15 protein-coding genes and 1 pseudogene are annotated in these 13,311 nt (G+C 36.2%); 10 read left to right on the forward strand and 6 right to left on the reverse strand.

Features of this window, described 5'->3' with window-relative positions:
* The first annotated feature begins 21 nt into the window (after positions 1 to 21).
* The 5 genes and pseudogenes from LCX93_RS04000 (at position 22) to LCX93_RS12560 (ending at position 2,840) form a co-directional block, all read left to right on the forward strand.
* Positions 22 to 285, forward strand: a complete 264-nt coding sequence (locus LCX93_RS04000; protein WP_226068754.1) for a hypothetical protein — start codon at positions 22 to 24, stop codon at positions 283 to 285.
* Positions 286 to 415: 130 nt separating this feature from the next.
* On the forward strand, positions 416 to 1,522 hold the full coding sequence (gene istA, locus LCX93_RS04005; protein WP_226065673.1) for an IS21 family transposase: 1,107 nt from the start codon (positions 416 to 418) through the stop codon (positions 1,520 to 1,522).
* Positions 1,513 to 2,318, forward strand: a pseudogene (gene istB, locus LCX93_RS04010) (IS21-like element helper ATPase IstB). Before istA ends, istB begins: the two are co-directional and overlap by 10 nt.
* A 92-nt stretch (positions 2,319 to 2,410) precedes the next feature.
* On the forward strand, positions 2,411 to 2,500 hold the full coding sequence (locus tag LCX93_RS04015; RefSeq protein WP_226069405.1) for a 6-carboxytetrahydropterin synthase: 90 nt from the start codon (positions 2,411 to 2,413) through the stop codon (positions 2,498 to 2,500).
* 262 nt (positions 2,501 to 2,762) lie between these two features.
* Complete coding sequence (locus LCX93_RS12560) at positions 2,763 to 2,840, forward strand: hypothetical protein (RefSeq protein WP_502988723.1); 78 nt, start codon at positions 2,763 to 2,765, stop codon at positions 2,838 to 2,840.
* Between the two features lie 138 nt (positions 2,841 to 2,978).
* On the opposite strand, the gene LCX93_RS04025 is transcribed toward LCX93_RS12560, so the two are convergent.
* Positions 2,979 to 3,686, reverse strand: a complete 708-nt coding sequence (locus LCX93_RS04025) for a DUF445 domain-containing protein (RefSeq protein ID WP_226068755.1) — start codon at positions 3,684 to 3,686, stop codon at positions 2,979 to 2,981.
* A gap of 75 nt (positions 3,687 to 3,761) precedes the next feature.
* Here LCX93_RS04025 and LCX93_RS04030 point away from each other — a divergent pair, with 75 nt between their 5' ends.
* Positions 3,762 to 4,235, forward strand: coding sequence for a hypothetical protein (locus tag LCX93_RS04030; protein ID WP_226068756.1), 474 nt, complete (start codon positions 3,762 to 3,764; stop codon positions 4,233 to 4,235).
* A 129-nt stretch (positions 4,236 to 4,364) separates the two neighbouring features.
* Here LCX93_RS04030 and LCX93_RS04035 read toward each other — a convergent pair whose 3' ends face one another.
* Positions 4,365 to 4,763, reverse strand: a complete 399-nt coding sequence (locus LCX93_RS04035; protein WP_226068759.1) for a rhodanese-like domain-containing protein — start codon at positions 4,761 to 4,763, stop codon at positions 4,365 to 4,367.
* Positions 4,764 to 4,841: 78 nt separating this feature from the next.
* Here LCX93_RS04035 and LCX93_RS04040 point away from each other — a divergent pair, with 78 nt between their 5' ends.
* Positions 4,842 to 5,213, forward strand: coding sequence for a hypothetical protein (locus tag LCX93_RS04040; protein ID WP_226068761.1), 372 nt, complete (start codon positions 4,842 to 4,844; stop codon positions 5,211 to 5,213).
* A 9-nt stretch (positions 5,214 to 5,222) separates the two neighbouring features.
* Here LCX93_RS04040 and LCX93_RS04045 read toward each other — a convergent pair whose 3' ends face one another.
* The gene (locus tag LCX93_RS04045) at positions 5,223 to 7,136 is read right to left on the reverse strand and encodes a methyl-accepting chemotaxis protein (RefSeq protein ID WP_226068763.1); all 1,914 of its coding nucleotides are present in this window, start codon (positions 7,134 to 7,136) and stop codon (positions 5,223 to 5,225) included.
* Between the two features lie 181 nt (positions 7,137 to 7,317).
* Here LCX93_RS04045 and gdhA point away from each other — a divergent pair, with 181 nt between their 5' ends.
* The 3 genes from gdhA (at position 7,318) to LCX93_RS04060 (ending at position 10,703) form a co-directional block, all read left to right on the forward strand.
* Positions 7,318 to 8,667 carry an NADP-specific glutamate dehydrogenase gene (gene gdhA, locus LCX93_RS04050; protein WP_349636709.1) on the forward strand — a complete coding sequence of 450 codons (1,350 nt, stop codon included), beginning with the start codon at positions 7,318 to 7,320 and terminating at the stop codon, positions 8,665 to 8,667.
* Positions 8,668 to 8,791: 124 nt separating this feature from the next.
* Positions 8,792 to 10,516, forward strand: a complete 1,725-nt coding sequence (locus tag LCX93_RS04055) for a mechanosensitive ion channel family protein (RefSeq protein ID WP_226068767.1) — start codon at positions 8,792 to 8,794, stop codon at positions 10,514 to 10,516.
* Positions 10,509 to 10,703: a YwbE family protein gene (locus LCX93_RS04060; protein WP_226068769.1), complete on the forward strand. Its 195-nt coding sequence runs from the start codon at positions 10,509 to 10,511 to the stop codon at positions 10,701 to 10,703. Before LCX93_RS04055 ends, LCX93_RS04060 begins: the two co-directional genes overlap by 8 nt.
* Before the next feature lie 36 nt (positions 10,704 to 10,739).
* Here LCX93_RS04060 and LCX93_RS04065 read toward each other — a convergent pair whose 3' ends face one another.
* Genes LCX93_RS04065 through LCX93_RS04075 form a run of 3 tightly spaced genes read right to left on the reverse strand, consistent with a single transcriptional unit; the run spans position 10,740 to position 13,310 of the window.
* Complete coding sequence (locus LCX93_RS04065) at positions 10,740 to 11,246, reverse strand: phosphatidylglycerophosphatase A family protein (RefSeq protein WP_226068770.1); 507 nt, start codon at positions 11,244 to 11,246, stop codon at positions 10,740 to 10,742.
* Positions 11,247 to 11,254: 8 nt separating this feature from the next.
* On the reverse strand, positions 11,255 to 12,445 hold the full coding sequence (locus tag LCX93_RS04070; RefSeq protein ID WP_226068771.1) for a sulfate adenylyltransferase: 1,191 nt from the start codon (positions 12,443 to 12,445) through the stop codon (positions 11,255 to 11,257).
* Positions 12,423 to 13,310 (reverse strand): response regulator, encoded by an 888-nt coding sequence (locus tag LCX93_RS04075; protein WP_226068772.1) that lies wholly within the window; start codon positions 13,308 to 13,310, stop codon positions 12,423 to 12,425. Before LCX93_RS04075 ends, LCX93_RS04070 begins: the two co-directional genes overlap by 23 nt.
* Between the last annotated feature and the right edge of the window lies 1 nt (position 13,311).

Here is a 13,311-nt window from a genome sequence, read left to right on the forward strand (position 1 = left end):
ACATAATAATAAAAGTTGAGTATGGAAATGACATTTTATGATACTATTGATGAAATATTAAGTATGATAAATTCTAATCTTGAATATCCAATTCCAATAGTAATGGGCTTACAAAATTCAAATTATATAGCTATAGAACTATTAGACAATGGTTTGGATGCGATATTGAAAAATAAAATTCCAGATACCAATGATTTATCAGTTGTATTTATGGATAATAAAGACAATAAAGTAGTTTTTCAATCCTATGATAGTTTATGTAAGTATTGTCAAACGAACTGCTAAAATTGGCACTAAAGTAAATGAGTTCAAAGTTACTTTTTAAACATAAACCTTAAAAAATCAAATTAATTTTGATAGACTCTCTTGCATCTTTTTTGAAAGGGGTCAAGTGTTAGATAAAAGGCAGGTTCGTATGATCAAAAAATTTTTAGAAGAGGGCTTAAACAAGACGGAGGTGGCAAGACGACTAGGGATTAGTCGTGAGACAGTTCGTAAATATTCCAAGCTTCCAGATGGATATGTTCCAATTATTAACAGAACACCTGTGGAAAATATTGTAGATCCTTTTCTCCCAGATATTGCAAAGATGTTAGAGACTGCAAAAGAAGAAGAGTCTTATATTCCAACAACTGTTATTTATGCAGAGATACAAAAGCGAGGGTATAAAGGAAGCTTGCGTTGGCTTCAGCAGGTGATGCAGAAATATGAATTGCGTGAGCGTATAAAAAATGATGAGAAACTTATCCGCTTTGAAACAGAGCCAGCCAAACAGATGCAAGTTGATTGGGTCGAGTTTCCCAAAGAGAAGCTCTCTGCTTTTGTGGCTACAATGGGATACTCAAGAGCATCATATGTTGAGTATGTCGATAATGAGAAGATAGAGACACTGCTTGCATGCCATATGAATGCATTTAGATACTTCGGAGGCGTTCCACTAGAGTGTCTATACGATAATATGCGCACAGTCATTATTAAACGCAATGTATATGGAAGAGGCAAACACAAACTCAACCCTCTCTTTAAAGACTTTGCAAAGCACTGTGGATTTACAATAAGAGTGTGTAGACCATATCGTCCAAAGACGAAAGGAAAAGTTGAAAGGTTTAATCACTATTTTCGATATAGTTTTCCCAATGCCCTTAAAGTGCATCTTGCTATGATGTATTATGAACTAAATCTTGAAAATGCAAATGCAGAGGTTTTAAAATGGCTTGAGAATGTTGCCAACATAAGGATACATCAAACAACATTGCAAAGACCATTTGACTTACTTGCAGAGGAGCAACCCCACTTGCTTTGTCTGCCTAAACCTTATGGTGGCATCCATCCAAAGGTTATCATCAAAAGTGTAGCAAAAAAAGAATCATACTTCAATAGAGACAATTGTAAAATTGACTCTTTGTATATTCCAAATAGAGATATGCAAACCTATGACGATTTAATACCAGCGGCAATGTTTCTATCACTCTTACCGGCATTGACAACACCAATGCAAATAGGAGGTGCACTATGGCATTAGAAACCAAGATCCTCTCATTATGCAAATCATTGAAACTCTCTACAATAGCAGAGGAGTTTCATACTGTTGCTGCAACTGCAGCAAAGGAAGAGTGGCAGTATGTACAATTTTTACAAGAGCTGTTGCAGCGGGAATATAACAACAGAATGGATAGAAGTAAAAGCACCTTGACAAAGCTTGCAGGATTTCCTGCAATAAAAACACTTGAGCAGTTTGACTACACTTTCTCAGTTGGTGTCAATCGTAAACAAATAGAGGAGCTCTCTACAAACGAAATGAAAATATTATTCTTCTTGGTCAGTGTGGCGTAGGTAAAACACATCTTGCTATTGCTTTGGCATATAAAGCGGTACAACACAGATACAAAGCAAAATTCACTACTATCTCTGAGCTTTTACATAACGCCACAAAAGCAAAAAAAGAGCGTAAATATGATGCTTTTTTAAAATCGGTTACAAACCCATCTGTACTTGTCATCGATGAAATTGGCTATTTCAATATGAACAAGGAGGAAGCTAATCACTTTTTTCAGATTATCTCTAAACGCTATGAGAGAGGTTCAACTATTCTTACATCCAATCTTGTCTTTAGTAAATGGACACAGATATTTGCCGGAGATAAAGTGGTCACTACTGCAATTCTTGACAGACTCTTGCATCATTCACATATCATCAATATACAAGGAGACAGCTATAGACTAAAAGAGAAAAAAGAACAAGGAATTTTAAATTCAGATATTTATAAGATTGAAGATAAATCTTTAGTTCAATCCAAGAAAAAAACCGAGGTGGTTTAAGTTTCAAATTGTAACTTTTTTTTACTTTTTAGTGCAAAATTTTAGAGTTCGTTTGACAATTTTCACTTGATGGATGTTTGGCATGTCGTCATTTGCATGGGCATCAAGGTAAAATTGTAATATATCTTAAAAGTGATAAACTAGAAAATGGCATGGTGACAGATTTTAATCATTTAAATTGATTTAAACAATTTTTAGATGATACACTAGATCATAAATTTATTATTGATATTAATGATCCATTATTTGAAACTATGTTGCCACATTATAAGGATAAATATAATTTGTATATTCATCCAGAAAACTATAGAACACCCAATTTAAACTGTATTAAAAATGAACCAACTCATATATATGAAATGTATGAGGGGGTTTATAATAGTTGATTTTGTTCCAACTAGTGAAAACATATCTGCTTGGCTATTACAAATAGTTCAAAAGAAAATGATGGAAATTAATATTACTGTATCTCATATAGAATTTTTTGAGACACCAAAAAGCAGAAGTACTGTTTATTATTGAAAATTTATGTAGTATAAAAAACAAATAGTTGTTTAAGTTTAACAATCTTTTTCAAAAATATGCAGATTTTAAACCATTTGTTATAAAAAATTGTTGTAAAACTTTAAAAATCCAAACCTTAAACCCCTTAACTAAGGGCTAAACTAGAAAAGAACTGAGAAGTCCAATTAATCCTCCAAATACGCCACCCCAGACAACCAGCCAGTCAAGGTGTTCGTGTATCATTTTTTGTACGATTTCTTTAACCATTTGAGGTGTCAGTTCACTCAGTCTTGCATCAACAACTCGTTCGATTGATTGTATCATATCGGCATTTAAGGATGAATGGCTAAGGTGGTGTTGCAGGGTGTCATTAAATGCTTTGGATGTGACTATTTTTATGACTGCTGATTTGAGTTTGTTTGTAAAGGGCTCTTTTAAGGCGCTCAAGGCATTTTCTCCGCCGAACATTCCTAACATGCTACCAAAAGAGGACTCCATTACTGTTTTGCTTAAAGCATCAAAAGCAGGTGTAAAATCTGTCTCTTCTATGATAGGTACAAGGTTTATCTTTTTTTCTTCATTGGCAAAAAACTTTTCCAGCTGTTCTTTTGTGAAAAATTCATTCATGATAAGATTTTTTATAGCACTTTTAAATGCTTCAAATCTCTCAATGATAACACCGGAACCATACAAAAAAGGCACTTTTTCAAAGAGCATATGAATTGCCAACTGATTTGTCAAGGCACCAGAGAGTGCAAACAGACCTGCATATAATAAAGCTTCTTTGTATAAAGGCACCATAAAAGATATTCCAACAAGAGAGAGTGCAATGAGGTTTGTGATAAGACTTTTATGTAATTTCATACTATTGCTCCTTTTTAAATGTGAAATTATATACTAAAAGTGTATGATTATAAAAAATATTACATGGATGAGGGTATGAAACAAAAAACATATGAACTTTTTAAAAATGAAAGTGTAGATACGATAGTAAATGAAATCGAAAAAGAGCTCAAAACAAGAAATGAGTCACCATTTTGGACTGATAAAGTGGCTCCTTTTTCCCGTGCGATTTTATCGGTACTGGTTCCTTTGCGGGACAATGATCTGTTGTTTACACCAGAGGGGGAGTATATAGAGACACTGACTCCCGAGATTTTCCTTCGATGGAGCGATTTTTTGAGTTTGAAAACACTGGCTTTTACACTTGCACACTCTAATGAGGCAAATAAATTAGTACGGACAAAACTTGAGGAGGAGAAATGTGAGCAGTACACACCGATAGACTTGAGTGAGTTAGGGACATATTTAAGCAGGTATACGGTGAATTTGGAAAATGAAAGTCTGGACTTTCCAATAGCCAATTATAATCTGCATCAGGGGGTCAGTAATGTTATAAAATCATTACTCTGATTCGGATTTAGTAAAAAATAAGATAAAGAGCACCCCACAGCAGAAAAATCAGCAATCCAAGCACTCCGAATGTTATCACAATTCGGAGTGTCAGAAAAAGAAGAAATTTTAAAACTGTCTTTAATCGGCTCATTGCCTGTAGGGTACTGTTTTAATATGCAACCCTTTGGTTGCATACTCCATCCCACCCTTGAGGTTGATTACTTTGTATCCAAACTCTTTTGCAAGCCACGGCGCAACTATGGAAGTTCTGCTGCCTGTATGGCAGATAAGGGCAAAAGGTTTTGTAGTATCAACTTTTTTATGTAATTCATTTAAAAATTTTCTTGCATCATAGTTTCCTCTTGCATCCCAAAACATGATAGGAATTGCACCTTTTAAAAGACCGGTCTCTTTCCATTCTCCCGGTGTTCTGATATCTACGATAGGAATATTTTGCTTGAGCAGTGCTTGTGAAATATATTCATTTTTCACCTCTGCCATTAAAGACAGCGTAAAGAGCATTAGCAGTAAAATTGTTTTTTTCATGGTATTTTCTCCAAATATTGTTCGAGTTCTTAGAAATCTCTTGTATAATTATACTCATAAATAAATAATAGGCTTACAATGACAGCATCTAAAAAAGCAATCGAGAATGCAAACAGGCTTCGGTATATCCGAGCACTGGAAAGATTTAAAAAAAGTATTTTGTCCTACTTGCTAAACAGTGATGCCCTGGACAATGAAAAGTACAATAAAAAGATTGACAATGCACTGAAACTGCTCAATCGGGTAGAAGAGGTGCAGCTGTATAAGGGAGAACTGCAGGATCTGCAACAGCTTGTAAAAAAAATGATAGGCTATAAAGATTCTGATGAAGATATTGACAATATTAAAGAAGAACTGCTTTACAGTATAAACCAGTTGGAGAAAAGCAAGAATGCCAAACGGTATAAAAAAGACAAGCACTCTCACTCCAAATATGAGGAGTGGGAGTAAACAAAGAGCTTATTCTTCTTTTTGTGTTTGACTCAGCATAGTGTCAAGAAGTTTAAAGAGTTCTTCTGATGCTTTTTCCATTTCTTCGAAGTTGTGTAAAATATCCTGAGCATGTTCCAATACTTCTTCTTGCGCGTTTGGTTTATCAAGGAATGCAAGGTTTTTGTTTGCATTGGTATGGACAATATTATGCGGTTGTGCGATTTGCGGATAAGCCGAAGTATTGCTAAATCGTTCTTTGCCTTCATGGTCATACCATTTTCCAAGATTACATTCATGAGAAGAGACTGCTTTGAGTACTTTTTTCAAAGATATCAAGGAGTTATATGCTCTTGATTTATATAAAATATGGTCTATTTTTGCCAGTACAATAAATATACTGTTTTCCATATAGTATGACTGGTCTACAATTTTTGTTGAAGAATCACTCAGTTCAATGAGCGTCGTTTCAAACTCTTCTATTTTAGCGGTAGAGGCATCCACTGTCTCTTTCATCAGTTCGGAACTTGTCTGAATTTCACTCATTCCCTGCTGCAGTGATTTTATGGATATCGAAATTTCACTTGTCGCTTTATGTGTGCGTTCTGCCAGTTTTCTGACTTCATCTGCTACAACTGCGAATCCTCTACCATGTTCACCCGCACGGGCTGCTTCTATGGCAGCATTAAGCGCTAAAAGATTTGTCTGATCTGCGATATCGGTAATAAGTTCGATGACTGATGTGATATTGTTTGTTTGTGAAGCCAGCTCATCTATGTTTGCATGGTTTGTGCCTACCTGTTCATTGAGTTCATGCAGTCCACTGACAACAGTGTTAATATTTGACCGAGAGTCATTTGCAAGTTTTGCAGCAGAATCTGTAGCATGTGTCACTTCTTTGATTTTTTCTATATTTGTTTTTAAATCAGCTTGAATAACGGTAAGAGATTCGGACACATTGACGCTTTTTACACTCAGTTTTGAGTTAAAAGAGTCTCTTTGTGCTTTTTGATACTGTTCACGCATAAAATCTATACTTTTACTGACATTCCTGATAGCAACCAGAAACTCTCCGTGCATTCCTTCAGTAGAGATAGGTTTGGAAAAGTCACCCTGGGAGGCATTTGTTATAGCAGTGTTTACTTCATGAATCATGTTTTCAGTGTGCTCTATAAGAATTTTAAGAGCTTTGCCCATCGCATCAAGTTCGGTGTCTCCCCGTGTTCTGATCTCATTCTTTTTGCTGAAATCACCATTGGAAGCAGTCTCTATGAGGCATTTGAATCTATTGATGCCTGAAACTATGGAAGTTCTGATTTTTGTAGTGAGTAAAAATAAGATAACGATAATAAGGAGACTAGAGCCAAGTACAAACAGTTTGTAAAATGTTATAGCACTTTTCATGGCTTGCATGTCTTTGTTAAACTGTTCTTTTTTGTTTTTTACAAATGTTTTAAAATATTTTCGTGACTCTACAGCCAAAGGTGAGAGCTTCTGATGATATACGTGGTAAATGCCTTCTTTGTTGTTTTTAATATCATCGGCGCGTAAAGAGTCTATATATTTGTATGCTTCATTGATAAATTTCAGCGTTGAATATTTTGCTTTTTTCAGAAGTGCTTCGTTGGAACCGTTTTTGGAAACTTTTTCAAGTTTTTTGAAATTTTCTGCAATTGCACTGATATTTTCTCTGAGTTCTCTTTTGTCTTTTTCAATATTACCGCCAAGCATGACATCTCTGTCATTTCTACTGATGTAGTTCATTCTCTTTTCTATATCATAGATAGTCAGAGATGTGTCAATGGAACTCTCTTTGATTTCATTGAACTCTTTTTCTATGCTGTTGAGCGCATAATATGTAAATCCGGCCGCACCGACGAGAGATATTACAATTACTATTGTTAAGAACCACATGAGCTCTTTTATACTTTTGTTTCTAAACATGAATATGTTCCTTATAAGTAAATCACAAGATTGTCACATAATAATATGTTATATATTATGACTGACTTAAAGCAAGGGCTTTTATGATAAATTTGTGACTTTTTTCAATAGTTTTTACTTTTTTTCCTGCTTGTGCTACAATTCCTTCACAATAGTAGTTTATAAAGGATTCTTTTTGTCGATAGCAGAGAAGGAAATTAAAAAATTTGAGCATGGTAACTGTGCCGAAAACAATGTATTTTACCAGGCGATGGAGGAGGTGATTTACTCGATTGCCCCGTTGCTCGAGTCTGACGAGAGATACAGCAGATTTGGAATTTTAGACAGATTGGTCGTTCCTGACAGAATTATAAAGTTTAAAGTAACCTGGCTGGATGACAATAATCAAATACAGGTAAATACAGGATACAGAGTACAGTTTAACAACGCACTCGGACCCTATAAAGGAGGACTTCGTTTTCATCCGAGTGTAAATGAAGGAATTTTGAAGTTTTTGGGTTTTGAACAGATTTTGAAAAACTCACTGACGGGTTTACCTATAGGTGGTGCCAAAGGCGGCAGTGATTTTGATCCAAAAGGAAAAAGTGACTTTGAAGTTATGAAGTTTTGTACAGCCTTTATGACAGAGTTGCATAAATATATCGGGCCGCGCATAGATGTTCCTGCCGGTGACATAGGGGTCGGTGCACGGGAAATCGGCTATCTCTTTGGAGAGTATAAAAAGATTACATCTTCATACGAAGGTACTTTGACGGGAAAACCCTATTTTTTCGGAGGCTCTTTAATGCGCCCCGAAGCAACAGGCTACGGGGTGGTATATTTTACACAGAGTATGCTTGAAATTGAAAACAAAGAGCCGCTTGAGGGTAAAGTATGTACAGTCAGCGGTGCGGGAAATGTTGCTTTACATGTAATCGAAAAGCTGCAGGAGATTGGTGCTACAGTTGTGACATGTTCGGATTCTCACGGGACAGTGTATGATCCAAGAGGGATTGATCTGGCTCTGGTAAAAGAGTTAAAAATGAATCGAAGCAATTCTTTGGAAATGTATGTACAGACACATACAGAGGCAAAGTATACGCCTGTGTCAGAGTACCCTGAAGGGGAGCATGCTGTTTGGAATATTCCATGTTATGCGGCATTTCCGTGCGCTACGCAAAACGAACTCTTTGAAGCGGATGCGCGAAATCTTATAGAAAACGGATGTGTGAGTGTTTCTGAGGGTGCGAATATGCCATCGACTCCAAATGCTATTGCCTTGCTGCAATCGCATAAAGTATGTTTTGCACCGGCTAAAGCTGCCAATGCAGGAGGTGTGGCTGTGAGTGAATTTGAGATGAGTCAAAATGCTTCTATGAGTAAATGGAGTTATGAAAAGGTGAACTACAAGCTTCAGGAGACGATGCAGATGATCTGTAAACGGGTGGCGCTTACGGCAAAAGACTATGGAGTAGAGGGGAATTATGTTGACGGTGCAAATATTGCAGGGTTTAAAAAAGTAGCTGATGCTATGATAGCGGAAGGTATATAAAGGATGTCCCATTAAAAAAGTTCAAATAATTTTACTGGCTTTTGTTTTTATATTTGCCGGCACATTAAGTGCAAAGGTAAAATATTCAGAGTTTATAGATGCACAGTTACAGCTGGTGTATCAAATGAATGATGTAAATCTTTCTCAGGAGCAGATAGAAAATTTACTGCAAAAACAGGAGTACATGTATGATCAGGAACTCAATACTATCATCTCAAACAAACAGCAGTATATTGAGAATGTACAGGATTTCAGCAAGGAAATATTTTCACTGAAAAAAATCATCGCGATTAACAGACGGCTTGGCAACGGATATGCTGTTATCAGAGATGAGGCACAGCTGAAGTCGTATGAAATTGTAAAAAATCAGAACATATTGATTAAAAACATACTTTTGTCGTTGGATGTGCCGAGTATTCAGGATTTTGAAGAAAAATTAAATATTTATACGGCACAGAATCAGGAAGCCCTGAGTAAAATTACAGCAAAAGACTATAAACATATTTTGGCACTCCAAGATCCTTCTCCTATCTTAAAAGCGGCAAAAAAAAATATAGAGGAATACTATGCGCTGCAGGAGATAAACAGTGATTTTATAGCCTTTTTATACAAAGCGGAGAATAAACTCTACCGACTGAACAAGTATGTCAAATACCATATAATTAAGCCTGTTGTTTTTATAAATTCTTTTACTCCGGTGAAAGCTGTAGATGGGTTTTTAGAGTCGTACGGACTGAGTGTTGTGAAGCTTATTATTATCTTTTTGCTGATTTTGGTGATTTACGTTTTAAGAAAAGTTTTTTATATCGCATTGCAAAAACTGTTTCTTCAAATAGACTTTTTAAGCAGATACTCCGAACAGATTCTTGAAAAACTGCGCAAAAGCATAGAGATCCTCATCCTGATCATTAATGTAAACATGGTCATATATGTTTACAATAATTTCAGTTCCATAGAAGAAGTGAGCCGTATATTTAACATGATATACGGTTTTTATTTTACATATATTATTTATATCATTGTCAATACGGCAGCCATTATCAAGCTCAATACTTTTGAGAAAGAAAAATCAAATATAAAAAGTGAACTGATTAATGTCGGATTGAAAATCATCAATTTTTTTATTGTCATTATCGGTTTGCTGATTGTTCTGTATTTTGCCGGTGTTGACTTGACCGCTGTACTTTCTGGTCTTGGAATTGGTGGTTTTGCGGTTGCTTTTGCAGCAAAAGATACAATTTCAAACTTTTTTGGAACACTCTCTGTCCTTTTCAGCGATGTATTTTCACAAGGCGACTGGATAGAGGTTGACGGTAAAGAGGGTGTTGTTGTAGAAATCGGTCTGCGTGTGACAACACTGAGAACCTTTGATAATGCTCTTATTGCCATTCCAAACGGTACTTTTGCATCCAAAGATATAAAAAACTGGAACAAAAGAAAACTAGGACGCAGAATAAAGATGAAACTGGGTGTAAAATATGATTCCAAACAAGAAGATATTAAAAATGCCATCAAAGAAATCAGAGAGATGCTGCAAAATCATCCGCAAATTGCAACAAAAAATACAAAATATGAGCATGAGATTGAGTATGGACATATAGCAAAACTTGTTTCTAAAGATGATCTTGAAGGTGTCAAAAAGACACTGCTTGTTTATCTTGACGAGTTTGCAGACTCAAGCATTAATATACTTGTATATTGTTTTTCAAAATCAGTGGAGTGGGAAGAGTGGCTGAAGACGAAGCAGGATGTTATGGAAAAAATAATGATAATTTTTGAGAGAAACTCTTTAGAGTTTGCCTTTCCGTCTCTCTCAATTTATAATGAAACAAAGGATGAACATGAATAAGGGTACAAAAAGAGCAGATATCAAACAGGGCGCTTCTGTCGCAATAGTTTTGAAACAGGACCAGGCAAGCGGTTATTTAACAGACGGAATTGTCAGAGACATTCTTACAAAGTCTCCAACCCATCCTCATGGCATCAAAGTCCGGCTGATGAGTGGTGAAGTAGGACGGGTAAAAGAGATATATTAGTTTTTCTTGACTTAATGGTATTGGGGGGGGATGTTCTTATATCATTTTACTGATAGAGAGCCATATCTGCCAAAGCGCAGCTGAGGAGATTCCGGCTGCAAAACCTGCAATAATATCATCTCCCATCACGCCGACTCCACCTTTTGCTTCACGGTCTATTCTCCCTATAATGGAGGGTTTTGTTATATCAAAATATCGAAAAAGAACAAAAGAGAGAAGTGACTGTACCAAAAATCCGTTTTGAAGATCCATTATCTCAGTGCTGGCAACACCGACAGCCGGTGCAACGCTGAGTGCAAACCACATCCCGGCAAGTTCATCTATCACTATTCTTTGGTCGTCATGGTTGCCTGATTCTTCTTCATATCTGTTTATAACCTTAATGGCAATAATAGAAATGAGCAGTGCAGCCAAAAAAAGTGTGGTTGCATCAAAGTAGACAAGTATTGCCATACCAAGCGGCAGTGAAACCAGTGTTCCCATAGTTCCTGGAGCTTTGGGAGAGAGTCCGCTGTAGCCTAAAGTGAGAAAAAACCAGTTCATTGTTTTCCTTATGTCAGTGATGTTGTTTGGTAGAGTTTCATCAGTTCAAGATAAAAATCTTTTTCTGTATGTTCTTCAAGTAAACCTTTTACAGGAAAAGTGTCATAATAGAGCTTTTCAAGATTTTTAAACCTGTTTGGAAAGAGTTTGGAAAGCAAAAATGATGAAATTTCTTTCCGTATAAGAACAGCAGGGGGTAAAAGTCCTGCCTCCAAAAGTGCCAAAATAGAGTCCGCATGGTAAGAGATCTGATGATGCTGTCCGTGAGGACAGGTGTTTTTGCTCACAAGCGTTTTGCACTCATCACAGTATACATACTCACTTGCAACGGTAATCTCGATATCTATGCCTGTAACTTTGTCTATGATTGATTTGTTTGAATTACAGTCATAAAACATGCCCAGACCGGCATGGTTACGGCCAATAGTCAGTCTGTCACAGCCATAGTTTTTTGCGACAATTGCATCGACAATAATTTCATTGTAGCCTGCAAAGATATAGCTGTTTTCAAGAGGAATAATAATTACCCGGTTTTTAGGAAGAAAATTATTTATAAAATACTCTAATGCCTCTTTTCGTACTTCATATTTTAAGTTTGCATTGTCATAAGGTTTGAGTAAAAATATAACAAGCAGATCGGTATTTTCGAGTGTTTGACGAATCAGTCTTTCATGGGCACGGTGAAGCGGGTTTACTCCCATCATCAAAGAGGAGGTGTGTTTTGCTCCTATGAGTTCTTTTGCTTTTTGAATTTTTATTTTGTTCTTGTGTTTTGTTTTGTTGATAATGGTATAGTTGCCGCTAAGCGCCCAGGTGCCTATTCTTTTGATGGTGGCCATGACACCCGGGTGGGTGAGGTCATCAGTGCCGTAGATATGCTTGACCCGTTCTTTGGGATCAATTTGAAAAGTTTCTTCGACACGGAGCACAGCAAACTCTTTACCGTTGCAGATAATAGTGACTTCCTCGTCCGGCTCTAAGGTAGGAATGATTTTTTCATTCTTTTTGCCAGAAGGAGCCAATATAAAAGGGAAGGGGAAAGACTGTCCGTTCACAAGACCGGTTTGTAGGACTTCTTTGGATTCCTGTTCATTCATAAGTTTTGTTACAGGGGCCAAAAGCCCTTCTGACACGAGCTCAAGGACAGAGGCAGCCTCTTTGTCTATATAAATTGTTTTATTTTTTCTTGATGATGTCATATTTCTTTCTTTTTTCCCATAAACTCTTGCGGCTTATTCCAAGTTTTTTTGAGAGTTCTGTATCCGGATATTTGTCTTGATAGTTTAAAACAATAAATTTGACATAATCTTCTATAGGCAGGATTTCTCCTTTGTCGAAAATATTGCTTTCGCTTTTTATCTCTATAACAGGATAGGCGACTTCCTCAATTTTATCACTGCTGGCAATAATAGCTTTTTTCCCCTGTATAAGGTCACAAAAACGTTTTTTATCACTTTTTTTGAGTGCCTGATAATCAATGATATATATAATGGAGTTTTGTGGCAGGGAAGCTATCTCATTTAATGCTTTTGAATCACTTAATGATAAAAAATGTATGGGAAGATTTTTCTTTTGGGCATATTCAAAGGCGAAGGCATCTGCATATTTCTGAAAATTGGATGATACAAAAAGCGGCAACTCGATTTCATCCAAATTCTGTTCATGTTTTGTATTGGAAAATGTATGTGCAAGATATTTTTCATAGGCTTCATTGCGTTTTTTAAGTTTTTCATAATCCTGATAATGGTCGATTTTTCGTACCAGTTCTTCAATCATAAAAGGTTTGAGGATATAGTCCTTTGCCCCGGCACTCAGTGGTTTTGAAACCGTGTCATTACTGATGTAGGAAACCATTAAAATGACGATAGAATTCTTAAATGTTTCTATAAGCGGATTAAAATCCTGTCCGTTAATGTTTGTTGAGAGTAAAACAACATCATAGTTGTTACTTCCGATAGCATCTCTTGTTGATGTACACATTTCACAGGTATGGCCAAGTTCGCCTAGTTTTGTTGCAATACTCTGGGCTAAATACACTTCATTTTCTATAATTAATATCTTCATG

It is taken from the genome of Sulfurimonas sp. SWIR-19 (assembly GCF_020410885.1).
In the GTDB taxonomy this organism is placed as follows: domain Bacteria; phylum Campylobacterota; class Campylobacteria; order Campylobacterales; family Sulfurimonadaceae; genus Sulfurimonas; species Sulfurimonas sediminis.